Below are 22,819 nucleotides of genomic sequence, written 5' to 3' on the forward strand. Positions count from 1 at the left end.
ATAGCAGCGCATACGCGACGATCGACGCCGGGGACGCGGCGAGCGCCGTCAGGGCGGCCGCGTCCGCCCCGGGCGGCGCGACCGGGGGCACCCGAGGTGGCGGACGTCACGGCGACCCGGGCCGCCAGAGCGACCGCGGCAACCAGGGCGGCCGGGGCGATCGCGGCAACCAGGGCGGACCGGGCGGCAGCCACGGCCGCCCCGGTCACGGCCAAGGTCACGGCAATGGCCACGGCCACGGCCACTGCGGACACGGGCACGGGCACGGTCACGGGCACGGCGGCCATCACGGGCATCCGCCCTGCCCGCCGCCGCCTCCCCCGCCGTGCCCGCCCGAGCCCACCCCGAAGCCCCCTCCGCCGCCGCCCCCGAAGCCGACGCCCACCCCGACCCCGCCGCCGCCCCCGAAGCCGACGCCCACCCCGACCCCGCCGCCGACTCCGCCACACCCGCCACCGCCCGCCCCGAAGCCGGTGCCGAAACCCCCCGAACCGGCCCCGCCCCCCGTACGCCCGGCCCCTGCTCCGCCGGCCCCGAAGCCGGCCCCCGAGCCGGTCCCGCGACCCGCCGCGGAGCCGCCCGCCCCACCGGCTCCGGCCCCGCCCCGGGCGATCCCGGCGGCCGCGCCCAAGAAGCCGGTCGCACGCCCCGCGTACCACGCGACGGTCCGCAAGCCGATCGAGCGCCACATCTCGCCGGTGACCTTCACCTTGATGACCGCGACCCCCGCGGTGCTCGCGATCATCGCGCTGCGCCCGCGCTAGCGCCGCCGCATTCCACCCCGTAATCGATTGGGAGTCATCTTGTCGGAATGGCTCGTCCTGTCCCTCGCGATGGCCGCCGCGTGTGCCGTGGTGCTGTCCATCGCCTTCTTCAACCAGCGCCGGATCGGCGAGGACGACGATCCCAGCGAGACCCCGGACGTCATCGAGTACATGACGATGATGATCGGCGTGATCTACGCGATCGTGCTGGGCCTGGCGATCGCCGGCGTCTGGGAGGGCCGCGGGGCCGCCCAGGAGTACGTGCGCCAGGAATCGCAGGCCCTGCACGAGATCAGCGTCCGCTCCGAGGTCTACCCGGACGACGTGCGCAACAAGATCAGGTCCGACGTGGACGCCTACGTGACCTACGTCGTCGACACCGAGTGGAAGGAGATGGCCGAGAACGGCGAGCTGACGGACCGCAGCGGGGAGCTGCTGGAACGCATCCGCCGCGATGTGACGGACTACGAACCGCAGACCGACCACGAGGGCCAGGCGTACCAGCCGCTCGTGGACCAGGTCGCCGTGGCCGACGACGCGCGCAACGCGCGCGGCCTCAGCGCCGGGGCCACCATGCCCGGGGTCGTCTGGTTCGGACTGATCGCCGGGGCCCTGGTGACGGTGGGCCTGATCTTCACCCTGCAGATCAGGCGCTCGTTCCGGGAACTGCTGCTGGCCGGGCTGTTCAGCGCGCTGATCGCGTTCCTGCTGTTCCTCATCTGGGACTTCGACGCGCCCTTCGGCCGGGGCATCGCCGCCACCGCCGAGCCGTTCTTCTCCCAGTTCCCGCATCTGGGTCCGGACGACTGACAGCGTCGGGGACCGACCGCCCCCGACCTCGGCCCGGCAAACCGGGGACGGGCCTCCCGTCCCCGGTTCGGCCCATCACCATGCCCCATTCGCCCGTTCCTGATCGCGGGGCGCGGCGCCCGGACCTAGCGTGGCGGACATCGAGGCGCACGACCCCCCACGTGCGGAAACCGTTCCGCGGCTGCTCCTCGGGGATCCGGAGAATCAACCATGGGCGCGATACGCACCTCCCCCACCGTCCTGTTGGGCGCCGCCGCCGCGGGCGCCCTGCTCGTCTTCGGCGCGGCGGCCGCGCCCGCCGCACACGCGGCAGAGGCCGCACCCATCACCTCCTTCGGTTTCGCCATCACCCCCTCGACGGTCGCCCCCGGCGGCCAGGTGGTGCTGTCCGTCACCGGCTGCAACGCCGCCTTCGCCACCGTCTCCTCCGGCGTCTTCGACACCGTGAGCATCGACCGGGGCAAGACCGCACGGGTCACCGCGGACCGGGACGCGCGGCGCGGAGCCCAGTACTCCGTCTCCTTCACCTGCGCGGGCGAGACCGGCTCGGCCGACCTCACGATCACCGGCGGCACCGGCAGACCCACGACCAGTTCCACCGTGGGTACCCGTACGAGCGCCGGCGTGGTCACCGGTACGAGTCCGGGTACCGGCGCCGGTACCGGTACGGGCGCTTCGCGCCGCGCGACGCTCGGCGTGCGCGGCGGCCTGGGCGGCAGTGTGGCCGGGCTCGATCCCCTGGAACTCGGCCTCGGCGCGGGGCTCGTCCTCGGCGGGCTGGTCGGTCTCGGCTACGCCCTGCGCCGCCGGGACATCCGCCGCATCCACTGAACGCATTGGCCTCCGACGGCCGGTCTCCCCGGAAACGCCGGTCGCCCCGTGTCCTGGCCAGGACACGGGGCGACCGGCGGTTGTCCGGGCCGACCGGGGAGGTCGGCCGGTCAGGCCCGGCCGCGGAGCGGGCGCCGACGGCGCAGCACGTGGGCACCGGCGCCGAGGGCGGCCGCGCCGACGAGGCTCGCGCCGATGGCGGTCTCGGTGGTGGACGGGCCGAGGGAGCCGCCGATGCCGCCCTGGGCGCCGCGGCCGTCCAGGATCGTGAAGCGGTGCGTGGCGACCAGGCTGTTGTCGTGGCACTTGACCGACAGCGTGTGGTGCCCGGGCGAGGCGTGGTTGAAGATCCGGACGGTCGCGAAGCCGATGGAGCCGGCCGACAGGTTCGTCTGCGGAAAGTTGCCGTGCGAGAAGACGATGCCGCCGTGGTGGCAACCGGCAGCGCTGACCTGCATCGTGGAGCCCTGGTGCACGGAGTACGGGTTGACCGTGACGTTGCTGGGCCCGCCGTTTCCTCCCGAGGGCGGGCCGCCCGCAGGGTTCGCGGAGGCGAATGGGGCACTGAGGGCGATGGCGGCGCAAGTGGCCGCCGCGGTCACGGTAAGAGCGCGGAGAACACGCATGGTCGAACCTCCAGCGGGAAGCGCCCCGGAGCGGTGGCCCGGGCAGATCGACGAGAACGCCTCCCATCACGAACCCTCGGCCCGGTCCGCAACCAGCGCATTTCCGCCTTTGGGCCGCAAGGTTGAGCGACACGCCGATGCGCGGAGGCGTTCGCTGACGGATCCGCAGGTCACGACCCGTCAGGCATTTATGTGACGATTACCTGGATGGGCGCACCCCTTCCGGCCCCACCACCCGTTCGCCCTTCCCCGATCGCCGTCCCGCACGCACCGCCTTAGCGTGCGTGAAGTAGGGCGTGAAGGGGTGGGACAGGAACGCGGGTCGGGACCCCCGCGTCGGGAAGGGAGAACCATGCTCGAGGACGAGAGTGAGAGGCCACCGAGGAAGCGCTCCCCCTGGGGTGCGCTCGCGCTGGTCATGCTCACCGGCCTCGCCATGATGCGTAACGGAGCCGAGGCCGGCGACGGACCCCCGCAGCCGGCCGCGGCCGCTGCGGTGAGCGCACCGGCCGGGACGGCGGTCGGGCCGGAGGCCCACCAGGCGCCCGGCGAGCCGCCCACTCCGCCGCCGGACATGGAGGTGCTGGGCCACTCGTCGGTCCAGCGCATCCGGATCCCGTCGATCAGCGTGGACGCACCGGTGATGACGGTCGGGCTGGACGCTCAGGGCTGGATCGACGCGCCGCCCCCGCAGGACAAGAACCTGGCCGGCTGGTACCTCAACGGCATCTCTCCGGGCCAGCAGGGTTCGGCGGTGATCGTGGGCCACGTGGACAACGCGCAGGGCCCCGCGGTCTTCTACGGACTGGGCTCGGTCCAGAAGGGCAGCCGCGTCGAGGTGGCCCGCTACGACGGCCGCACGGCGGTGTTCGAGGTGTACGGCGTGGAGGTCTTCTCGAAGAACACCTTCCCCGGATCCCGGGTGTACGGGGACACCGGGCATCCCGAGCTCCGGGTGATCACGTGCGGCGGCGGCTACTCCAAGGGGCGCGGCTACGACGGCAACGTCGTCGTGTTCGCGCGGATGGTGGAGGCCCGCTGACCGACCCGCACGGCGACGGACGGCGCCGCCGCCGCGCGCGGGGTACGGCCCCTCAGCGCGGCGGCAGCGCCGGCAGCGTCATCCGGAATCCCCGGCCGAGCAGGTGCGGCAGGTAGCTCGCCAGCGCCTGCACGCTCTGCGAGCGGTCGCCGCCCGCGTCGTGGTTCAGCACGATCACCCCGGGCGCGGCCTGCTTGAGGACCCGCGACACGATCGTCGCGGTGCCCGGCTCCTTCCAGTCCAGGGTGTCCAAGGTCCAGGCGAGCGGTTCCATGCCGAGCTCCGAGCCGATCTCGAAGGCGGCCCGGTTCCACGCTCCGTAGGGCGCCCGGAACCACAGCGGAGCCGTGCCGACGGCCTGTTGTACGACCTCGCTCGTGCGGCCGATCTCGGAGGCCAGGGCAGGCCGGCTCAGCTTGGGGATCAGCGGATGGGTCCAGGTGTGATTGCCGATGACGTGTCCCTCGGCCACCATCCTGCGCAGCAGGTCCTGGTTCTCCACCGCCATCTCTCCGCAGACGAAGAACATGGCCCGGACGCCGTGGCGCGCGAGGGTGTCCAGGATGGCCGGGGTGTAGCGGGGGTCGGGTCCGTCGTCGAAGGTGAGGGTCATGGGGCTCGCCGTGCTCGCGTCGGCGGGCAGTTCCAGGATCGGCCGGGTCCGTACGGCGGGCTTCGCCGCCGGCACGCGCTCCGGCATCCCCTCGGAGGTCATCGGCTCCAGCCGGTACGGGGATCCGCGCGGGAACTGCGGCAGCCCGCCGGGGGCTCCGGTGAGGGGTCCCGGCCCGGCCGCTCCGCCGGCTCCCGTCCCGGGTCCGGCGCCCGCAGCGGGGGTCCCCGAGCCCGGTGTCGGCAGATCGGTTTCGCCTCCCGTCAGCAGCCCTGCGGCGGCGGCGACTCCGAGGAAGACGGCGGAGCGCAGGAGCACGCGTCGCCCTACTGTCGGCTCGTCATTTTTCATTACTACTACGTATCAACGACATCGGCGCGGATGTCGAGAGGCGCGGACGCGCCACCGTCCGCTCACCCGCTCGGAGCAATCCCGCCCGCCCGGGCGCCGGCCGCAGCCGCCGGTCAGCCCCTGCGCACCAGCGGGAACGGCAGGGTCTCCCGGATCGTCAGACCCGTGAGGAACATGACCAGGCGGTCCACGCCGATGCCCAGTCCGCCGGTCGGCGGCATCGCGTACTCCAGCGCGTCCAGGAAGTCGTTGTCGAGCTCCATCGCCTCGGGATCCCCGCCCGCGGCCAGCAGCGACTGCGCGGTCAGCCGGCGCCGCTGCTCGACGGGGTCGGTCAGCTCGGAGTAGGCGGTGCCCAGTTCGGTGCCGAAGGCCACCAGGTCCCAGCGCTCCGCGAGCCTGGGGTCCTTGCGGTGCTGCCGGGTGAGCGGGGAGACGTCGGTCGGGAAGTCCTTGTAGAAGGTGGGCAGCTTGGTCCGCTCCTCCACCAGCCGCTCGTACATCTCCAGGACCACGTCGCCGCGGGTGTCGTCGGGCGCGTGCGGGACGGACGCCCGGTCGCACAGCCGCCGCAGGACGTGCTCCTCGGTGTCGGCGTCGACCTCCTCGCCCAGCGCCTCGCTGATCGCCCCGTACATCGTCTTGACCGGCCAGGGACCGGAGATGTCGTGGACGACGAGCTTTCCGTCCGGTCCGGCCTTGTGCGCGACGGGCGAGCCGAAGGCCGCCGTGGCGGCGCCCTGGATCAGCTCGCGGGTCAGGTCGAGCATCACGTCGTAGTCGGCGAAGGCCTGGTAGGCCTCCAGCATCGTGAACTCGGGGTTGTGCTTGTAGGAGACGCCCTCGTTGCGGAAGGTGCGGCCCATCTCGAAGACCTTCTCCATGCCGCCCACGCACAGCCGCTTGAGGTACAGCTCGGGCGCGATGCGCAGGTACAGGTCGAGGTCGTAGGCGTTGATGTGGGTGCGGAACGGCCGGGCGTTGGCCCCGCCGTGGATCTGCTGGAGCATCGGGGTCTCGACCTCCAGGTAGCCCCTGTCCAGCAGCCCCTGCCGCAGGGCCTGGACGGCGCTGGAGCGGGCCCGTACGACGTCCCGCGCGTCGGGGCTGGCCACCAGGTCGAGGTAGCGCTGCCGGACCTTGGCTTCCGGGTCGGCGAGGCCCTTGCGCTTGTCGGGCAGGGGGCGCAGGCACTTGCCGGTGAGCTGCCAGGAGTCGACGACCACGGACAGTTCGCCGCCCTTGCTGGCGCCGACCTCGCCGCTCGCGACGACGTGGTCGCCGAAGTCCACCTGGGAGGTGAAGGTGCCGAGCACGGCGGCGCCCGCCTCGTCCCGGGTGAACATCAGCTGGATGTCTCCCGACCAGTCCCGCAGGACGGCGAACACCACGCCGCCGAGGTCGCGCACGACCATCACGCGTCCGGCGACGGTGACCGGTGAGCCGGTGCGGGTGCCGGCCGGGTATCCGGGGTGCGCGGCTTTCAGCTCGGCGACGGTGTGGGTGCGCTGCGGGATGCCGACGGGGTACGGGTCGGTGCCCGCGGCCCGGATCCGCTCCAGCTTGTCGTGCCGGACCCGGACCTGGTCGGGCAGCCGCTCGGCCCGCGCGCCCTCACCGTCCTCCTCCCCCGCGTCCAGCCCGAGGGATTCGATGGGCGGCAGGCCGGCGGTGGTGGCGGGGGCGGTGAGCCCGCGCGGGTGGCCGTTGCCCCACAGGGTGCGCATGCTCGGCACCGAGACGAAGCCCTCGGCGATGCCGGAGGCGAGGCTGACCCGGGCGAGCGAGCCGGCGTCCTGGAAGCAGAGGAACCGCGGGTACCACTCGGGGCCGTACTTGACGTTCGAGCGGTACAGCGCCTCCAGCTGCCACCAGCGGGAGAAGAAGAGCAGCAGCTTGCGCCACATCTTGAGGACGGGACCGGCGCCGATCCGGCCGCCCTCCTCGAAGGCGGAGCGGAAGACGGCGAAGTTGAGGGAGATGCGGCGCACGCCCAGGCCCGGGGCGGCCGCGCAGAGTTCGGCGACCATGAACTCCATGACCCCGTTGGGGGCGGCCCGGTCGCGGCGCATCAGGTCGAGGGAGATGCCGTCCTTGCCCCAGGGCACGAAGGAGAGCAGGGCGATCAGCTCGCCCTTGTCGTCGAAGGCCTCCACGAGGAGGCAGTCCCCGTCGGCGGAGTCCCCGAGCCGGTCGAGGGCCATGGAGAAGCCGCGTTCGGTCTCGGTGTCGCGCCACGTGTCGGCCCGGTCCACGATCAGCTGCATCTCGTCCTCGGAGAGGGCGGAGTGGCGGCGGATGACGGTGCCGGCTCCGGTGCGCCTGACCCGGTTGACGGCCTGGCGGGTGACGCGCATGTCGCGGCCGTCGAGGTCGAAGTGGGCCACGTGCAGGATGGCCTCGTCGCCGAGCTGGAGGGCGCCGAGCCCGGAGCGGGCGTACGCGGTCGCCCCGTCCTCGGAGGCGCCCATGACGGCGGGCTGCCAGCCGTAGCGCCGGGCGACGGCGAGCCAGGCCTCGATGGCGGGGGTCCAGGCGGCCGGGTCGCCGACGGGGTCGCCGCTGCCGAGGCAGACGCCGGCCTCGACCCGGTAGGTGACGGCGGCCTTGCCGTTGGGGGCGAACACGACGGCCTTGTCGCGCCGGGTGGCGAAGTAGCCGAGGGAGTCGTTGCGCCCGTAGGCGCCCAGCAGGGCCCGGATGCGGGGCTCCTCGTCCCCGTGCAGGGCGGCGGTCAGCCGCTGGGAGCGGAAGAGGGTGGCGGCGGCGTTCAGCAGGGCGAGGGCGCCGAAGAGGCCGAGCAGGAAGGAGAGGGGCCTGGCCGGGTGGCCGTCGAACTGCCGGGCCGAGAACAGCCCGCCGAAGACCTGCTTGGCGGACCAGTCCAGCCACTGCCCCCTGGGCAGGGTTCCCGGGAACAGCGCGACCAGGCCCCAGCCGAGGAAGACGGCGGCGAGCAGGCCGAGGCCGAGCACGAGCAGGGCACGCCACAGGGCCCCCGGCCGGGAGGCGGCGTTGAACTCCTTGCGCGCGGCGATCAGGATCGCGAGGGCGGCGACCGCGACGGCCATGGAGGAGAAGCCCACCCAGTAGTCCTCGGCGGCGACGGTCAGCACGTCGACCAGGACCAGCAGGGCCAAATAGGTGACGACGATCCACCAGGCGACCTTCTTGCGCATGCCGAGTGCCGCGGCGAGGAGGAAGAGGAAGACGGCGTAGGCGAGGTTGGCGCTGACCGGCACGACGATGGCGTCGAGGAAGTGCACGACGGGCCGCAGCAGGCGGCGCAGCGTCGGGGAGAGCGCCAGCAGGGCGCAGAACAGCCCGAGCGTTCCGAAGAACGCTCCGAAGGCGTCGGGAACCCGGTTCAGGAAGCGGCTGCGGCTCCCGCGCGTCCCGCGCGTCTCCTCCACGGTGGCACTCATGGTTCGCACTGTAAGGAGGGCCGCGCCCCTTCGCGCGGTGAGCCGGTCGGGCCCGATCCGCGGCGCACGCCCTAACCTCGGAAGGGTGACGGAGCACGTGGGTACGGGATTCGAGCGCGGTACGGACGGTCCGAAGGTGATCCTCGCCGGGGTCGACGGGTCGCAGTCCTCGCTCCGCGCGGCCGCCTACGCGGCGGGGCTGGCCCGGCGGCAGAACGCGCTGCTGGCGTTGGTGTACGTCCAGCCGGTGATGCCGGCGGGGGCCTCGCTGGGGGCTCCGGTGTCCGGGGCCACCGAGGAGATCGCGGAGGGGCTGGTGGCCGAGATCCGGGAGTCCGCGGAGCGGCTGAAGGGCGTCTACGACGTCCGCTGGCAGTTCCACACCTTCCGCGGGGATCCGTACGCGGGGCTGGTGAGCGCGGCCGAGGAACTGACGGCGGACGCGGTGGTGGTCGGGGCCTCGGAGCAGGCCGGACACCGGATCGTGGGCTCGGTGGCGATCCGCCTGGTGAAGGCCGGGCGCTGGCCGGTCACCGTGGTTCCGTAGCCGTGGGCGGGCCCCGCTCCCCCGCCGTCGCCCTCCCCCGTGGCAGGCGTTTGCCCACGCAATCTGATCACCGTAGACGGCGGGCTCGGGACTGACGTATGTTCGGGCAGCTCGGGCAGCCCGTCGGCCGGCCCGCTTCCATGTCATACGTCGCACATGTTCCCGTGGGGGGTACCTCGTCATGTCCTTGAGCACGCCCGGTCCGTCGCCGTCGCCGTCTCCGCATCCGCCGCCCGGGCCCACCCCGGTGCTGCGCTCCCCGCAGGGCGTGGCGACGGCCGCGACCGCGCTGCTCTGGGTGGTGGCGGGGCTCCACCTGCTGTCGGCCGCGTTCAACGTGAACGAGTGGCTGGAGCTGGGCCGGGTGCTCGCCGACCCGGTGGGTGTCGACCACAGCGGGATGGCCTCGACCGATTACCTCCGCGCCTTCACCGGGCTCGCCCAGAACGCCACGATGCTCGCCACGGCCGTGGTCTTCATCGTCTGGTTCCACCGGGTCCGCTGCAACGGCCAGGTGTTCCGTCCCGACGGCTTCAGCCAGTCCGCGGGCTGGGCCATCGGCTGGTGGTTCGTCCCGCTCGCGAACCTGTTCTTCCCGTACCGGACGGCGCGGGAAACCTGGAACGCCAGCGCGCAGAACGCGCCCGACGGGGCGTTCCGGCAGGCCTCGGGCACCCCGGTGGTGGCCTGGTGGCTGACGGCCGTCACCAGTTGGGTCCTCGCCTGGTTCGCCGGGTGGAAGGAGCGGGTCGGGGAAACGACGGAGGCGGCACGTGACGCCCACGCCCTCGGTGTGTTCGCGGACCTGGCCACCCTTGTGGCCGCCGCGCTGGCCGTGGTCTTCGTGCGCAAGCTGACCGCGATGCAGCACGTCAAGGCCGTTCAGGGCCCGAACGCCGCGGCCTGAGGCCTCGGCGGCCGCTTCGGGCAGGGCTACTTCGCCTCCGTCAGCCCGTCCTTGGCCGCCCCGCGGCCCAGGACCGCCTCGGCGATCTCGTCGCGGGCCTCCTGGTAGTCCTCGCGCCCGGGCGACTGTGCGAGGGCTGCCGGAAGGTTGACGACGCGGCCCGCCCGGAGGTCCATCATCTGCGGGACGAACTCGGCCTTGGTGAGCTGCCAGCGCTGCCCGGGAGCGGCCGGCGGGGCGAAGGTGAAGCGGCCGATGGAACCGTAGTTGCCGCGCAGGTCCCGGGCGCCGCTGTAGTTGAACATCTCGCCGGCCACCTGGTCGCCCATGCCGTAGACGATCCAGGTCCCGTTGACCTTCTCGTACGCCTGCGGGATGTGGGCGTGCGTGCCCAGGATCATGTCCACGTCGGGGCGGCCGCCGGTCTGCGAGGCGGTCAGCGCCTTGCCGAGCGCGAGCTGCTTCTCGTCCGGTTCGGTCTGCCATTCCGTACCCCAGTGGAGGCTGACGAGGACCACGTCGGCGCCCGCCTTCCGGGCCGCCCGGGAGTCCGCGACGATCTTCTCCGGCTCCATGAGGTTGACCGCCCAGGGCTGCCCCTCGGGCATCGGGTAGCCGTTGGTGTCGTACGTGTACGCGAGGTGCGCGACCTTCGCGGAGCCCGCCGCGTACATCGTCACGGTGCCCGCCTCGGCCGCCGTGCGGGCCGAACCCGCGTGCTTCAGACCGACCTTGTCGAAGCGGTCCAGGGTGCGCTTGAGGCCGGCGCCGCCGCCGTCGAGGGTGTGGTTCGAGGCCGTGGAACAGCCGTCGTACCCGGCGTCCTTGAGGCCGTCGGCGACCTCGGGCGGGGACTGGAAGGCGGGATAGCCGGTGAACGGGCCGCCGTCCGGGCCGTAGATGGTCTCCATGTGGCACAGGGCCAGGTCGGCGGCCGAGACGATCGGCTTGACCGCGGAGAACATCGGCCGGAAGTCGTGGCCGTCGCCGTCCGCGTCGGAGGCCGCCCGCCGGATGACCGACTCGTGGGGCAGTACGTCGCCGCTCGCCACGAGGGTGAAGCCCCTCTCCGAGCCGGCGGGGGCCGTGGTCGATCCGGGGGCGCCGGACGGCGCCTGGGTGGACGGGGAGCCGGCCAGGCGGGCCGGCGCGGGGTCGCCGCCGGCGGAGCAGCCGGCTACGGCCGACAGCGCCAATGCGGTCAGGAGTGCGAGGGCGTGGCGGGTGCGGGCGGTCATCTGTCCCGGCTCTCCTTGATTAGTACGACTACCTGATCTTCAGTCAATCCATAGAAGGAGACGCCTGAAGTCAAGGAACGGCTCCGCCGCCCGGCCGCGCGCTCACTCCAATGGCCGTTCGGCGCGCCGTTCGACCGTTCACCGCCCCGCGCGGCCGCCCACCGGATGACCCGGGTGCTTGGGCGCACCGTCCCGGCGGGACGGTTCCCGGGCGGCCCGGTGCAGGTCAGGGTGGATCCGTCGAACCCGACCACCCCCGCACCGACCCCCGGAAGGAGCCTCCCGTGCCCCTTGCCCCCACCCTCCGACGCACCGACCCCGAGGCGCTGGCCGAACTCCAGCGCGAACACGGACGGGCCCTGTTCGGTTTCCTCCTGGGCCTCACGGCCGGTGACGCCCAGCGCGCGGAGGACCTCGTGCAGGAGACCCTCCTACGGCTCTGGCAGCATCCGGAGGTCCTGGGCGGCGCCTACGGGTCCCTGCGCCCCTGGCTGTTCACGGTGGCCCGGCGGCTCGCCATCGACGCCCGCCGGGCCCGCCTGTCCAGGCCCCTGGAGGTGGACCCGGAAGGGCTGGAGCAGGCGCCGGCGCCGGGCGACGCGGTGGCGGGCTCGGTGACGGCCATCGACGTCCGGCGGGCGGTGGGATCACTGGGGCCGGAGCACCGGGACGTCCTGGTGCAGGTCTACTTCCAGGACCGCTCCGTGGCCGAGGCCGCGGCCGAGCTCGGCATACCGGCCGGGACGGTCAAGTCCCGTACGCACTACGCCCTGCGCGCCCTGCGCAAGGACCTCCAGGGCTACGGTTACGGACTCGGCGCCTGAGGTCCGGCGCGGTGGACGCGGCCCGGCGTCCAACGTACGACGAACGCGTCAAAGAATGGCTTGAACGCCCGCGAACCGGACACGAACCGCATCGAAATCGGCACCGGACCGTTCAAGTTGAGTAAACATCCCCCGCTCCGCGAGCCGCGCACGGAAGGCTCGGCGCTGACGGCGGGATGACGCGACGCATGCGGGAGAAGGTGGAACGGTGCAGCCCGAGGGTACGAACGGCACCAGTGACGGTGGGCTCGCGGTGCCCATGGCATGGCTCTACGCGGAGTACATCGCCGATGAACTGCTGCGCACGGGCCGGCTGATCCCGGTCAGCACCCTGGAGTTCCGCGCCGGACGCGACACGCTCGCGCTGACCATCTACCTCTCGGACGCCGCGGGCGAACTCTCCGGGATCCGGGTCGTCTCGCAGCTCGACGAGTGGATGTCGCTGACGGCGCACGGACATCCCTGGCGCGACTGGGTCCACACCCGGTTCCTCGCGCTGGGCGAGGAGGCGCGCGAGCGCGGCCGGGGCGAGGACCCGGACCTGGAACTGGCCCGGGCGGCCTGGCGCTGGCTGGACCACACCGAACTGTTCGCCACCAACCTCGACCCGGGACGCCACGGCCACGCCGATACGCCGCCGGGTCTGGACGAGAACGCCCGGGTCTGGACCCCGGCCTGGCAACTCGGACTGCCGCTCGGGCACTTGGCGATGCACCTGTTCTGAGCCCGAGGGCCGCGACGCGGTCCGGCCGCTACTCTGACCGGCCGCTACTCTGACCGGCGCGGCCCCGGCGGCTCCGTCGGGTCGGTGACCAGGCCCGTGAAATCGGCCTCGTTGCGCTCGGCCCGGATCACGTACGCGCGGGCGACGCACCACAGCACCGGGTACACCAGGACCCCGAGCACGACCCAGACCAGCGGGCCCGACGCGACCCGCGGGAACAGGAACAGCAGCGGCAGCAGCCCCACCAGGAGGACGAGCGCGGCCAGTGCGCCGAGTCCGGCGCGGAGCTGGCTGCGCATGAGGGCCCGTACGTAGGTGGCGCCGAGGGTGGTCTGCTCGGAGATCTCGGAGCGGGCCGGCGTGTGCGCGGGGGTCCTGCGGCGACTGCCGCGCGGGACCCCGGTGACGACCTCCCGCCGGGGCGGCTGCGGCTGCTGCTCCTCGGGCATGGGCCGGAGTCTAACCGGAGTCCGGCCGCCCGGAACCCTCCGGCGAAGGAGCCGCCCCTGGCGCCCCCGGCCTACTTCAGCAGCTTGGACAGCCGTCGGTCGGCGAGCGGCTTCCCGCCGGTCTGGCACGTGGCGCAGTACTGGAGCGAGGAGTCGGCGAAGGAGACCGAGCGGACGGTGTCCCCGCACACCGGGCAGGGCTCGCCCGCGCGGCCGTGGACCCGCATCCCGCTCTTCTTCTCGGCCTTGAGCCGTCCGGCGGCCACCCCGTGGGCCCGCTCGACGGCCGTGCGCAGGGTCTCCTCGACGGCCGCGTACAACTGGTCCACCTGCGCCTCGTCGAAGGAGGCGGCCAGCTTGAAGGGCGAGACCTTGGCGTGGTGGAGGATTTCATCGCTGTACGCGTTGCCGATCCCCGCGATGACGCTCTGGTCGCGCAACACGCCCTTGATCTGCCGCCGTTCACCGGCGAGCAGCGCGCCGAAGGCCGCCCGGTCGAAGTCTTCGGCGAGCGGGTCCGGGCCGAGCCGGGCGATGCCCGGTACCTCCTGCGGATCGCGGACCACGTACACGGCGAGCCGCTTCTGGGTGCCGGCCTCGGTGAGGTCGAACCCGCCGCCGCCCTCCAGGACGAGCCGCAGGGCGAGCGGCCCCTTCCCGGGGCGCGGCGGCTGGGCGGGAACGGTGTCGATCCAGCGCAGCCAGCCGGCCCGGGCGAGGTGCGTGACGAGGTGCAGTTCGCCGATCCGCAGGGCGAGGAACTTGCCGTACCGGGCCGTGGCCCCGGCCCGCTGCCCTTCGAGCGCGGTCAGGGGCGGGTCGTACGTCTTGAGCACGCTCACGGCGAGCGGGAGGACGCGCTCGACCACCCGCCCGGCGAGGTGCTCGTCGAGGAACTCCCTCAGGGCCTCGACCTCGGGCAGCTCGGGCATGCCCCCAGCCTGCCGTGGCGGCGGGCGAAGCGCGACCCGGGGACCGGGCCCGTGGCCCCGGCCCGGTGCTGTCGGTGCCCTGCCCGACGCGGCGGCGGGCTCACGGCATCGTGAACTCGCACCACACGCATTTTCCGCTCCCCCGCGATTCCACGCCCCAGACGTCCGCCAGCCGGTCCACCAGCATCAGGCCGCGTCCCGAGACTCCGGAGTCGCCCGCCTCCCGGCGCCTGGGCAGGGCGCTGGAGCGGTCCTCGACCTCCACGCGGAGCCTGCGTTCGGGGCCGGTCAGGACGCGCAGGGTCACGATCGCCGGGCCGTCGGTGTGCATCAGGGCGTTGACGATGAGCTCGTCGGCGATCAGCTCGATCTCGTCCGCACGGTCCCGCGCGCCCCACGCCCGCACCGCCGCGCCGATCATGTGGCGGGCCGATACGAGGGCTTCCGGATCTCCGGGGGCCACGTGCTGCTGGAGCCGGCCGCCGGCCTGCTGGGCCTCCTCGGCGTCGCGGCGGAGCAGCAGCAGCGCCATGTCGTCGTCGCCGCCCCGGTCGTCCACGACCTCGCACAGCCGGTCCGCGAGCAGGGACAGGTCGTCCGGCCCGGTGCGGACGAGGGAGGCGAGGAGCCGGACGCCGTCGTCGAGGTCGGCTCCGGGCTGCTCCACCAGGCCGTCCGTGCACAGCAGAAGCGTTTCCCCGGGTCCCATCTCGACCGTGGTCACCGGATACTCCAGCAGCCCGAACTCCGCGGACAGCCCCAGCGGCATCCCGCCCTCCAGCGCGAGGCGCTCGCAGCCCCCGTCCCGGGTGCGCATCAGGGGGTCGATGTGGCCGGCCCGGACCAGTTGCAGCACCCCGGTAGAGAGGTCCGCCTCGACGTACGTGCAGGTGGCGAAGCGGTCGGTGTCCAGCTCGTGCAGGAAGACGGAGGCCCGGGCCATCACGGTGGCCGGCGAGTGCCCTTCGGCGGCGTAGGCGCGCAGCACGATCCGCAGCTGGCCCATGACCGCCGCGGCGTGGGTGTCGTGGCCCTGGACGTCGCCGATGACCGCGCCGACCCGGCCGCCGGGCAGCGGGATGACGTCGTACCAGTCGCCGCCGATGTCCCGGCCCATCCGGGCCGAGCGGTACCGTACGGCGATCTCGGCGCCCGGCACCGAGGGGATCCGGCGCGGCAGCATCGCCTGCTGGAGCCCCTCCGCCAGATCGTGCTCCTGCTCCAGCAGCATCGCCCGCTGGAGGCTCTGCGCGATGCTGCTGCCGAGGGCGACGAGCAGATTCCGCTCCTCCTGGGTGAAGCCGTCCTTGTCCCGGTAGAGCAGGCCGATCGCGCCGATCGGGCGGGCCTGGGCGATCAGCGGCAGGTAGGCGGCCGCCGAGATGTGCATGGACGAGATCTTCGCCCAGAGCCCGGGGTACCCGGCGGCGAACTCGGCCGCGGAGTCCAGGAAGCGCGGCTGGAGCGAGCGGACCACCTCGCTCATCGGGTACTGCTCGTCGATGCGGGTGTAGCGGGTGCCGGGGACGAAGCTGCCGGCCGGGCCCTCGGCGACGAGGTGGATCCGGCCGGCTTCGACCAGTCCCATCACCATGCCCATGGACCCGAGCCGTTCCAGGCCGTGGGCGTCGCCGAGCGCGTCGATGACGTCCTGGACGGTACGGGCGTGCGCGAGCGCGGCGGTGGTGCTCTCGACCACGGACGTCTGGCGGCGCCGCTCCTCGTCCAGCCCGAGGCGTTCCGCCGAATGACTGAGCTCCTCGGTGGCGTCGCGGACGATGCCGATGATCCGGTACGGGCGGCCGTCCGGGCCCCGCATGACCCGGCCCTGGGTGTGCGTCCAGCGCAGTTCGCCGTCGTGGCAGCGGATGCGGAAGTAGGCGCCGTAGCTGTCGACCCCGCTCTTGAGGGCCGAGGAGACCAGTGCGTCGAGCCGGGCGCCTTCGGCGGGCGGGACGCGCGGCGACAGGGAGCCGGGCCGGCCGTCGTACTCCGCCGGGTTGGTGTCGAAGACCTCGAGGGCGGCCGAGTCCATGTGCATGAGACCGGTGACCAGGTCCCAGTCGAAACTGCCCATGCGGTTCAGCGAGAGGGACCGGTCCGGATGTGCGGGCCAGTCCTCCGGCAGCGATACGGCGGTCGGCACCGGTCCACCATGACACACGGGCCGGTCAGGCGCTCTCCAGGTACTGGTCGTCGTACGGGGCGGAGGGCTCCTGCTCGGGGACGGAGTAGGGGTCGGCGTACGGGTCCGCGTACGGGTCGGCGTACGGGTCCGCGTACGGGTCGCTCGGCTGCGGCGACCCGTCCGGGCCCACCAGGGTGCCCGGGTCGCTCGGGGTCTGCCCGGGCAGGTCCGACGGGATGTCGCTGGGCAGGTCCGAGGGCAGGTCGGTGGCGGGCGGCGGTGCCGTGGGCGGGCCCGAGGGGATGCCGGACGAGGGCTGGTCGGGGGTCACCGGCGTGTTCGGGGTGTTCGGGACCGTCTGCGGGGCGCTCGGCGGGCAGTCGGCCGCGTTCGGGGCGGGGCTGCGGCCGGGGCTCGCCGGGCCGGTGGGGGGCTCGGTGCGGGCGAGGCTGTTGCTGTCCGGGGTCCGGCACGGGTCGGCCGGCGAGGGGCCGGGCGGGGTCGCGGGCCCGCTGGGGATCCCGTCGGACGGGTCGTAGGGGGGCGGCGTCCGCGGGGTGCGGTCCTGGGCTCCGTCGTCGCCGGTCCTGCGCTCGATCCAGGTGTTGTCGGCGATGTTGACGATGACCAGGTTCTCGATCACCTGCATGGTCGGCTCGATGACCACGACCTGGGTGGGCTGGTAGCCGCTCCAGGGCTCCCCCTTGAGCACCGGCGCGCCCGGGGCTGCGCGCGGCGCGACCAGTGGGTTTCCGCAGGCGCAACGGACCCGGGGCATTCCGTGGTCGTCCACGAGGACGGCGGTGCCTGCCTGGAGGACGGACTGGAAGGCGTTGGCGTTGCCGCCGACGAAGCCGTGGTTGGTCACCCGGGTGTCGGCGCGCAGCACCACGGGGGTGAGGCCGCGCAGGAAGTCGGGGATCTTCTCCTGCTCCACCCGGGAGGCCTCGGCGAAGGCGCGGGCCTTGGCGTCGTCGGCCGTCAGGGACTGGACCTGCGCCTCCACGTCGCAGCTCCCGAGCCGCTGGGTTCCGCCGTACAGGCCGGGGGTGGCCGCGTTGACGGTACGGATTCCCTGGCCGGTCGCGTTGGGCAGCGGGGGCTGGACGGGGGCCGATTCGCCGGTGGCGGAGGAAGAGGTGAATGGGTCGGGGCCGGCCGAGGCCACGGGCTGGAGGTGGACGTCCTGGCTCTCGGCGGCGGGGCCCTTGGTCCGCCCCTCGTCACCGGAGGCTCCGCAGGCCGCTGCGAGGAGTCCGAGGACGGTGAAGAGGGCCGCACGGGCCGGTGCGTGACGACGCGGCGCCTGACGAGGTGTCGGTGCGTGCACGTTGCATCTCCCTTTTCGCCCCGGTTGCTCCCTCTTGTCTGCCGCATGTGCGGGGCGACCGCAACCGGAGATCACGCACCCGACCCTCTCTTGAACATGTTCAAGAGAGGGTTTAGGCTCACGATCGAGAGTTGAACGCGTTCAATGCGTTCGTTTCCTGGAGGGGGTCCGCGGTGACCGCGCTGGTGAATCTGATCGTCACCCTGGGCATGCTCTACGTCGTCCCGGCCGGCCTGCGCCTGATCGATCCGGTCCGGTTCGGGCGGACGGCCCGGCTCTGGCCGCTGTTCGCGGTCCCCGGCGCGGTCTGCCTGTGGCTGCCCCGGGGAGTCCCGGCCACCGCCCTCGCCGCGCTCTACGCGGCGGCGACGCTGGCCCTCGCGGTGCGGGCCTCGACCCTCGCGGTACGGACCCTGGCCCCCGCGGTACGGGCCCTGGCCCGGCCGACGCGGAGCCCGGTCGGCGCACCCGGGTGGGGTCTCGGCCCCGCCGGGGTGGCGGTGTTCACCGCCCTCGTGGCGCCCTCGGTCGCCGGGGCCGCCCTGGTCGCCGAACGCGCCGGATACCGGCTCTTCGGATTCGACCTCGACATCCTGGCCCTGACCGTGCCGCACTTCCACTTCGCCGGTTTCGCCGCGGCCCTGGTCGCCGGGCTCGTGTGCCGGGCTTCCGCGGGCGGAGCCCTCGCGCGCTGGGCGGCGTACAGCGTGCCGGCCGGGACGGCGCTCGTGCTGTTCGGCTACTTCATCGACGACTGGGCCGAGCTGGTGGGTGCGGTGACGCTGACCGGCGGCATGTGGGCGGTGGCCCTGCTGACCTGGCGGGACGTCCGCCCCGGGGCCGCCGTGCGGGACCGGATCACCGGCGCGCTGCTCGCGGGCTCGGCGGCCGTTCTGGTGGCCACCATGCTGCTCGCCCTGTGGTGGGCGCTCGGCGAGGCCACCGGGATCGCGCACCCCACCCTGACCTGGATGGCCGCGACCCACGGCCTCGGCAACGCCCTCGGCTTCGGCCTGTGCTCGCTGCTGGCCTGGCGCCGCCTGACCGCCCGCCGGGCCGGACCACCTGTGGGTCCCCCTCCCCGAACGGCCGCCCTGGCCGCACCGCCCGCACCGCCCGCCCCGCAAGCACCGCCCGCACCGGCCGCCCTGCCCGATCGAACGGAGATCCCGGCATGACCCGCCTCATCAGCGAAGGCCGCACCACCTTCAACTACCCCGACCGGGGCGCCACGGCCCGGCGGCCGCTGCCCGCCGGGTACGACATCACCCGCCACCGCACCCGGGTCGGGCAGGGGCAGGCCGCCCTCGACGCCGCCGGGGCCGCCGTCACCACGTTCCGCGCCCACCGCGCCTCGGGCATGCTCGTCACCGCCGGAGCGTTCCCCGTCCGGCCCGGCGACCGGGTCGTGGTCGGGATCGGGATGGGCCCGGTGCGGATCGACGCCCCGTGCGAGGTGATCTGGACCGCGTACGAGCCCCGGCGGACCGGTTTCGCGTACGGAACGCTCACCGGGCATCCCGAGTGCGGCGAGGAGTCCTTCGTGGTGAACATGGAGGCGGACGGCTCGGTGTGGTTCGAGGTGACCGCGTTCAGCCGCCCGGGAAGCTGGTACACCCGCCTCGCCGGCCCGGTCGTCCCCTTCCTCCAGCAGGCCTACGCCCGGCGCCTCGGGCGCTCCGTGCGGCGGCTCGCCGCGGGCGCCCGGCCCGCGCCGACCCGATACTGGAGGGGATGGACTGGTTCACGGCGCCCGGATACTGGCTGGGGCGGCTGATCTTCCAGCGCGCCCTCGCCGGTGTCTACCTCGTCGCCTTCGTCGGGGCCGCCCTGCAGTTCCGGGCACTGATCGGGGCGCACGGCATGCTGCCCGTGCCGCGCTACCTGCGGTACGTGCCCTTCCGGCGCGCCCCCGGCCTGTTCCACCTGCACTACTCCGACCGGTTCTTCGCCGGCTGCGCCTGGACCGGGGCCGCCCTGGCGGCGGCCCTCGCCGCGGGGGCCGGGGACGCGGTGCCGCTGGCTGCGGCGATGGCGATGTGGGCGCTGCTGTGGCTGCTGTACCTGTCGATCGTGAACGTGGGGCAGACCTGGTACTCCTTCGGCTGGGAGTCCCTCCTGCTGGAGGTCGGTTTCCTGGCCGTCTTCCTCGGCAACGCGCGGGCGGGGCCGCCGGTGCTGGTGCTGTGGCTGCTGCGCTGGGTGGTCTTCCGGGTGGAGTTCGGCGCGGGACTCATCAAGATGCGGGGCGACCCCTGCTGGCGCCGGCTCACCTGCCTGTACTTCCATCACGAGACGCAGCCGATGCCCGGCCCGCTGAGCTGGTTCTTCCACCACCTGCCGAAGCCCGTGCACCGGGTGGAGTGTGCCGCGAACCACGTGACCCAACTCGTGGTGCCCGTGCTGCTGTTCACTCCGCAGCCGGTGGCGTCGTACGCCGCCGCGATCATCGTGGCGACCCAGCTGTGGCTGGTGGTGTCGGGGAACTTCGCCTGGCTGAACTGGATCACGATCGCGGCGGCCCTGCCCGCCTTCGACTTCAGCGCGTTCGCGGGCCCTCCGCCGCCGGCCGCTTCCCGGCAGGGGCCGCTCTGGTACGTGGTGCTCGTGTGCGCGGTGACCGCGCTGGTGCTCGTGCTGAGCCGGCACCCGGTGGCCAACATGGTCTCGCGCGGCCAGGTCATGAACCGGTCCTTCGACCCACTCCACCTGGTCAACACCTACGGGGCGTTCGGCACGGTGGGCCGGATCCGCGAGGAGGTGGTGGTGGAGGGGACCGCGGACCGGCTGCCCCGGGAGGACGGCGCGTGGCGGGAGTACGGGTTCAGGGGCAAGCCGGGTGACGTGCGCCGGCTCCCCCGCCAGTTCGCCCCCTACCACCTGCGCCTCGACTGGCTCATGTGGTTCGCGGCGCTCTCCCCCGGCTATGCCCGCGACTGGTTCGGGCCGTTCGTGGAACGGCTGCTGGCGGGCGACCGGGACACCCTGAAGCTGATCCGGCACAACCCCTTCCCGGACGCACCACCGCTCTACGTCCGGGCGCGGCTGTACCGCTACCGGTTCACGACCTGGCGGGAACTGCGCGAGACCGGGGCGTGGTGGCACCGCACGCTGGTGCGCGAGTACCTGCCGCCGACCCGGCTCGCGGAGGCGTCCTGGTCGGATCCCTGGTCAGAGCCCGAGTAGCGCCGCCTCCCGGTCGGCCGATATGCCCTTCATCGGCCGGTCGGACCGGTGGGGGGCGACTCCGCCGAGCGACTGGAGCCAGGTCCAGGTGTCGGCGACGGTCTCCTCCACGGGGCGGCAGACGAGGCCCGCCTCCAGGGCCTTGGTGACGTCCCCGCCGAACATGTAGTCGTGCAACTCGCCCTCGGGAAGGTAGATGGGCAGCTCGACCCAGGGCTCGATGCCGGCCTTCTCGATCACCGCCGAATCGGTCCAGCGCGGTTCGGCCTCGGCTGCGGTGGCGGTGGCGCAGGCCTGCAGGAGACCGCCCATGGTGGCGTGGCCGACCGGGGAGACCAGGTTGTAGGCGCCGCCGAGCCCGGCCGCTCCCGCGTCGAGGGTCCAGCGCGCCAGGTCGCGCACGTCGATGTACTGCAGTTGCAGTTCGGAGTGCCCGGGGGCGAGGAAGGGGCCGCCGCGGGCGACGCGGTTCAGCCACCAGGGCAGCCGGCCGACGTTCTCGTACGGGCCGATGATCAGCCCGGCTCGCACCAGCAGGGCGCGGTCGCCGAAGGCGTCCAGGGCGGCGAGTTCACCGCCGCGCTTGTCCTCGGCGTAGGCGGTGGCCTCGGCGTCGGGCGAGCTCTCGACCACCGGGCCGTGCTCGTCCAGGCCGGCCGGGGCGGGGTAGGCGTACACCGAGCGGCTGGAAATGTACACGTACTGGCCGACCCGGCCGGACAGCAGGCGGGCACTGTCGCGCACGGCGGTGGGGGCGCCGCCCCAGGTGTCGACGACGAGGTCCCACTCCCCCTCGGCGAGGGCGTCCAGGCCGCCGGGGGCGGTGCGGTCCCCGTGCAGGGCGGCGGTTCCCGGCGGGGGCGCGTGGTGTCCGCGGTGGAAGACGGTGACGTCCCACCCGCGACTCAGGGCGTCTTCGGTGATCGCGCGCCCGACGAATTCGGTTCCACCCAGCATCAGCAGCTTCATGCGGGCCAGCCTGCCCGGGGGCGGGGGTGCGCGGAACCTTTGATCGCCCACAGCGATGACGCCCACGGCGTACCGGCGGCGGGAACTTCCGGGCTCCGTCCGGCATGGGCAGGCTCCGCCGGCCGTCGGACCACAGGCCGCCGCCCGCCGTCCCGGGTCTTCACCGGGGGCGACGGGCGGTCCGCACCGTACGGGTCTAGAGCGTGTCTAGTCGATGCCGGGCAGGATGTGCGGCTCCGCGAGGTCGTCCTCGTAGCCGGCGAGACGGATCGGGGCGGACCGGGCCCAGACCTCCAGGTTGCCGAGCGTCTCGGGGTGCTTCGCGTTCCGCGAGCCCGTCCGTTCTCTGGGCGCCTGGTCGGTCGTCGTCAGTTCTGGCGTCACCGCGCACTCCTTTGTGTCGCGTAACCCGGCGGGCGAACCGCGCGCGGGTGCGGGAAGAGGGGGTTTCCGGACGCGGTGGCGCCTTGGTGGAGCGAGTGCCCGTGTGGGGCTCTCATGGCGATCAGAGTACACATATGAGCGCACCCCCGCTCGATGGAAAGGTAAAATCCACTCCGGACAGCTTGTTTTCGCCACGAGTTCATCACCTCGCACGGCGGCGCGTCGTGTACGGCTGATCTGCTCGACGGCGCCATACGGGTGATGCGCGGTGGGGCGACGGAAGGAACGACAGTGGCGAAGGCCGAAGTGCCGGTGGTCGTCGGAAGCGTCGGGGAACTGATGGACCTGCTCCGGACCGGGCACGGCGGCGGCCACGGGCTGCGGGTGGCGGCGCTGCTGCGCCGTTCCCACCCCTTCGACAAGGAACTGCAGGTCGCCGGGCTGCTGATCGACCAACCCGCGGAGGCGATCCGCCCGTTGCTGGGCGAGCGGGTGGCCCGGCTCGTACGGCTCCACGGGCGCGGCGCGGCGGCCCCCGGGCCGGACCCCGACGCGGAGTCCCTCGGTCACGCGGCCGAAGCGGGCCGGTCCCCGGGCCTGGACGCGGACGTGCTGGAGGACTGGCGGCCCGTGCTGGAACTGGTCGCCGCCGGGGCCTACGGGCGCACGGCCTGAACGCAGCGCGCCCCTGGCCCCTCGAAGGGGGGACCAGGGGCGCGCGGGTGACGCGGGAGGTGCT

General features: G+C 73.3%; 22 protein-coding genes. 11 read left to right on the forward strand and 11 right to left on the reverse strand.

What is annotated here, in order from left to right; genetic code table 11:
• Positions 1 to 286: 286 nt before the first annotated feature.
• A complete protein-coding gene (locus tag AC6CKD_RS08150) occupies positions 287 to 745 on the reverse strand; it encodes a hypothetical protein (protein ID WP_498326128.1) in 459 nt (152 codons plus the stop codon).
• Between the two features lie 58 nt (positions 746 to 803).
• Here AC6CKD_RS08150 and AC6CKD_RS08155 point away from each other — a divergent pair, with 58 nt between their 5' ends.
• Both AC6CKD_RS08155 and AC6CKD_RS08160 read left to right on the forward strand, forming a co-directional pair.
• Positions 804 to 1,574, forward strand: coding sequence for a bestrophin-like domain (locus tag AC6CKD_RS08155; protein WP_498326129.1), 771 nt, complete (start codon positions 804 to 806; stop codon positions 1,572 to 1,574).
• Positions 1,575 to 1,784: 210 nt separating this feature from the next.
• Positions 1,785 to 2,405 (forward strand): hypothetical protein, encoded by a 621-nt coding sequence (locus tag AC6CKD_RS08160; RefSeq protein ID WP_498326130.1) that lies wholly within the window; start codon positions 1,785 to 1,787, stop codon positions 2,403 to 2,405.
• Between the two features lie 110 nt (positions 2,406 to 2,515).
• On the opposite strand, the gene AC6CKD_RS08165 is transcribed toward AC6CKD_RS08160, so the two are convergent.
• The gene (locus tag AC6CKD_RS08165; protein ID WP_498326132.1) at positions 2,516 to 3,031 is read right to left on the reverse strand and encodes a hypothetical protein; all 516 of its coding nucleotides are present in this window, start codon (positions 3,029 to 3,031) and stop codon (positions 2,516 to 2,518) included.
• A gap of 352 nt (positions 3,032 to 3,383) precedes the next feature.
• Here AC6CKD_RS08165 and AC6CKD_RS08170 point away from each other — a divergent pair, with 352 nt between their 5' ends.
• Positions 3,384 to 4,073, forward strand: a complete 690-nt coding sequence (locus AC6CKD_RS08170; protein ID WP_498326133.1) for a class F sortase — start codon at positions 3,384 to 3,386, stop codon at positions 4,071 to 4,073.
• A gap of 52 nt (positions 4,074 to 4,125) precedes the next feature.
• Here the strand turns inward: AC6CKD_RS08170 and AC6CKD_RS08175 are convergent, their stop codons facing one another.
• Both AC6CKD_RS08175 and lysX read right to left on the reverse strand, forming a co-directional pair.
• Positions 4,126 to 5,037 (reverse strand): polysaccharide deacetylase family protein, encoded by a 912-nt coding sequence (locus AC6CKD_RS08175; RefSeq protein ID WP_498326134.1) that lies wholly within the window; start codon positions 5,035 to 5,037, stop codon positions 4,126 to 4,128.
• 113 nt (positions 5,038 to 5,150) lie between these two features.
• On the reverse strand, positions 5,151 to 8,462 hold the full coding sequence (gene lysX / locus AC6CKD_RS08180; protein WP_498326135.1) for a bifunctional lysylphosphatidylglycerol synthetase/lysine--tRNA ligase LysX: 3,312 nt from the start codon (positions 8,460 to 8,462) through the stop codon (positions 5,151 to 5,153).
• Between the two features lie 85 nt (positions 8,463 to 8,547).
• Between lysX and AC6CKD_RS08185 the strand changes: the two genes are divergently transcribed.
• Both AC6CKD_RS08185 and AC6CKD_RS08190 read left to right on the forward strand, forming a co-directional pair.
• Complete coding sequence (locus AC6CKD_RS08185; protein WP_498326136.1) at positions 8,548 to 9,009, forward strand: universal stress protein; 462 nt, start codon at positions 8,548 to 8,550, stop codon at positions 9,007 to 9,009.
• Positions 9,010 to 9,190: 181 nt separating this feature from the next.
• Entirely contained in the window at positions 9,191 to 9,916 is a 726-nt protein-coding gene (locus AC6CKD_RS08190; RefSeq protein ID WP_498326137.1) for a DUF4328 domain-containing protein, read from the forward strand.
• A gap of 26 nt (positions 9,917 to 9,942) precedes the next feature.
• Here the strand turns inward: AC6CKD_RS08190 and AC6CKD_RS08195 are convergent, their stop codons facing one another.
• Positions 9,943 to 11,154, reverse strand: a complete 1,212-nt coding sequence (locus tag AC6CKD_RS08195; RefSeq protein WP_498326139.1) for a CapA family protein — start codon at positions 11,152 to 11,154, stop codon at positions 9,943 to 9,945.
• A gap of 284 nt (positions 11,155 to 11,438) precedes the next feature.
• Here AC6CKD_RS08195 and AC6CKD_RS08200 point away from each other — a divergent pair, with 284 nt between their 5' ends.
• Positions 11,439 to 11,978, forward strand: a complete 540-nt coding sequence (locus AC6CKD_RS08200; protein ID WP_498326140.1) for a sigma-70 family RNA polymerase sigma factor — start codon at positions 11,439 to 11,441, stop codon at positions 11,976 to 11,978.
• Positions 11,979 to 12,237: 259 nt separating this feature from the next.
• Positions 12,238 to 12,702, forward strand: a complete 465-nt coding sequence (locus AC6CKD_RS08205) for a hypothetical protein (protein ID WP_498326303.1) — start codon at positions 12,238 to 12,240, stop codon at positions 12,700 to 12,702.
• Between the two features lie 44 nt (positions 12,703 to 12,746).
• Here AC6CKD_RS08205 and AC6CKD_RS08210 read toward each other — a convergent pair whose 3' ends face one another.
• The 4 genes from AC6CKD_RS08210 to AC6CKD_RS08225 all read right to left on the reverse strand — a co-directional run bounded on the left by AC6CKD_RS08210 (position 12,747) and on the right by AC6CKD_RS08225 (position 17,541).
• Positions 12,747 to 13,151, reverse strand: coding sequence for a hypothetical protein (locus AC6CKD_RS08210; RefSeq protein ID WP_498326141.1), 405 nt, complete (start codon positions 13,149 to 13,151; stop codon positions 12,747 to 12,749).
• A gap of 71 nt (positions 13,152 to 13,222) precedes the next feature.
• Positions 13,223 to 14,083 (reverse strand): Fpg/Nei family DNA glycosylase, encoded by an 861-nt coding sequence (locus AC6CKD_RS08215; RefSeq protein WP_498326142.1) that lies wholly within the window; start codon positions 14,081 to 14,083, stop codon positions 13,223 to 13,225.
• Positions 14,084 to 14,183: 100 nt separating this feature from the next.
• On the reverse strand, positions 14,184 to 16,247 hold the full coding sequence (locus AC6CKD_RS08220) for a SpoIIE family protein phosphatase (protein WP_498326143.1): 2,064 nt from the start codon (positions 16,245 to 16,247) through the stop codon (positions 14,184 to 14,186).
• Positions 16,248 to 16,254: 7 nt separating this feature from the next.
• Entirely contained in the window at positions 16,255 to 17,541 is a 1,287-nt protein-coding gene (locus AC6CKD_RS08225; protein WP_498326144.1) for a DUF6777 domain-containing protein, read from the reverse strand.
• Between the two features lie 173 nt (positions 17,542 to 17,714).
• On the opposite strand from AC6CKD_RS08225, the gene AC6CKD_RS08230 reads away from it, so the two are divergent.
• Genes AC6CKD_RS08230 through AC6CKD_RS08240 form a run of 3 tightly spaced genes read left to right on the forward strand, consistent with a single transcriptional unit; the run spans position 17,715 to position 20,727 of the window.
• Positions 17,715 to 18,719 carry a YndJ family protein gene (locus AC6CKD_RS08230; protein WP_498326146.1) on the forward strand — a complete coding sequence of 335 codons (1,005 nt, stop codon included), beginning with the start codon at positions 17,715 to 17,717 and terminating at the stop codon, positions 18,717 to 18,719.
• Positions 18,716 to 19,318 (forward strand): DUF1990 domain-containing protein, encoded by a 603-nt coding sequence (locus AC6CKD_RS08235; protein ID WP_498326148.1) that lies wholly within the window; start codon positions 18,716 to 18,718, stop codon positions 19,316 to 19,318. The genes AC6CKD_RS08230 and AC6CKD_RS08235 overlap by 4 nt, the downstream gene beginning before the upstream one ends.
• Positions 19,276 to 20,727 (forward strand): lipase maturation factor family protein, encoded by a 1,452-nt coding sequence (locus AC6CKD_RS08240; protein ID WP_498326150.1) that lies wholly within the window; start codon positions 19,276 to 19,278, stop codon positions 20,725 to 20,727. Before AC6CKD_RS08235 ends, AC6CKD_RS08240 begins: the two co-directional genes overlap by 43 nt.
• On the opposite strand, the gene AC6CKD_RS08245 is transcribed toward AC6CKD_RS08240, so the two are convergent.
• Positions 20,713 to 21,696, reverse strand: a complete 984-nt coding sequence (locus AC6CKD_RS08245) for an NAD-dependent epimerase/dehydratase family protein (protein ID WP_498326151.1) — start codon at positions 21,694 to 21,696, stop codon at positions 20,713 to 20,715. The genes AC6CKD_RS08240 and AC6CKD_RS08245 overlap by 15 nt on opposite strands.
• Positions 21,697 to 21,903: 207 nt before the next feature.
• Positions 21,904 to 22,080, reverse strand: a complete 177-nt coding sequence (locus AC6CKD_RS08250) for a hypothetical protein (RefSeq protein ID WP_498326153.1) — start codon at positions 22,078 to 22,080, stop codon at positions 21,904 to 21,906.
• A 312-nt stretch (positions 22,081 to 22,392) separates the two neighbouring features.
• On the opposite strand from AC6CKD_RS08250, the gene AC6CKD_RS08255 reads away from it, so the two are divergent.
• Positions 22,393 to 22,755, forward strand: a complete 363-nt coding sequence (locus AC6CKD_RS08255) for a hypothetical protein (RefSeq protein ID WP_498326305.1) — start codon at positions 22,393 to 22,395, stop codon at positions 22,753 to 22,755.
• The last annotated feature ends 64 nt before the right edge of the window (positions 22,756 to 22,819 follow it).

Source organism: Streptomyces sp. GQ60 (genome assembly GCF_059758875.1).

Excerpts from the sequence above, each read along its gene's own strand:
- AC6CKD_RS08240 (WP_498326150.1), top strand. The coding sequence starts at position 19,276 with ATGGACTGGTTCACGGCGCCCGGATACTGGCTGGGGCGGCTGATCTTC.
- AC6CKD_RS08190 (WP_498326137.1), top strand. The coding sequence starts at position 9,191 with ATGTCCTTGAGCACGCCCGGTCCGTCGCCGTCGCCGTCTCCGCATCCG.
- AC6CKD_RS08215 (WP_498326142.1), bottom strand. The coding sequence starts at position 14,083 with ATGCCCGAGCTGCCCGAGGTCGAGGCCCTGAGGGAGTTCCTCGACGAG.
- AC6CKD_RS08165 (WP_498326132.1), bottom strand. The coding sequence starts at position 3,031 with ATGCGTGTTCTCCGCGCTCTTACCGTGACCGCGGCGGCCACTTGCGCC.
- AC6CKD_RS08170 (WP_498326133.1), top strand. The coding sequence starts at position 3,384 with ATGCTCGAGGACGAGAGTGAGAGGCCACCGAGGAAGCGCTCCCCCTGG.
- AC6CKD_RS08245 (WP_498326151.1), bottom strand. The coding sequence starts at position 21,696 with ATGAAGCTGCTGATGCTGGGTGGAACCGAATTCGTCGGGCGCGCGATC.
- AC6CKD_RS08210 (WP_498326141.1), bottom strand. The coding sequence starts at position 13,151 with ATGCCCGAGGAGCAGCAGCCGCAGCCGCCCCGGCGGGAGGTCGTCACC.
- AC6CKD_RS08150 (WP_498326128.1), bottom strand. The coding sequence starts at position 745 with ATGATCGCGAGCACCGCGGGGGTCGCGGTCATCAAGGTGAAGGTCACC.
- AC6CKD_RS08235 (WP_498326148.1), top strand. The coding sequence starts at position 18,716 with ATGACCCGCCTCATCAGCGAAGGCCGCACCACCTTCAACTACCCCGAC.
- AC6CKD_RS08175 (WP_498326134.1), bottom strand. The coding sequence starts at position 5,037 with ATGAAAAATGACGAGCCGACAGTAGGGCGACGCGTGCTCCTGCGCTCC.
- AC6CKD_RS08195 (WP_498326139.1), bottom strand. The coding sequence starts at position 11,154 with ATGACCGCCCGCACCCGCCACGCCCTCGCACTCCTGACCGCATTGGCG.
- AC6CKD_RS08160 (WP_498326130.1), top strand. The coding sequence starts at position 1,785 with ATGGGCGCGATACGCACCTCCCCCACCGTCCTGTTGGGCGCCGCCGCC.
- lysX (WP_498326135.1), bottom strand. The coding sequence starts at position 8,462 with ATGAGTGCCACCGTGGAGGAGACGCGCGGGACGCGCGGGAGCCGCAGC.
- AC6CKD_RS08205 (WP_498326303.1), top strand. The coding sequence starts at position 12,238 with ATGGCATGGCTCTACGCGGAGTACATCGCCGATGAACTGCTGCGCACG.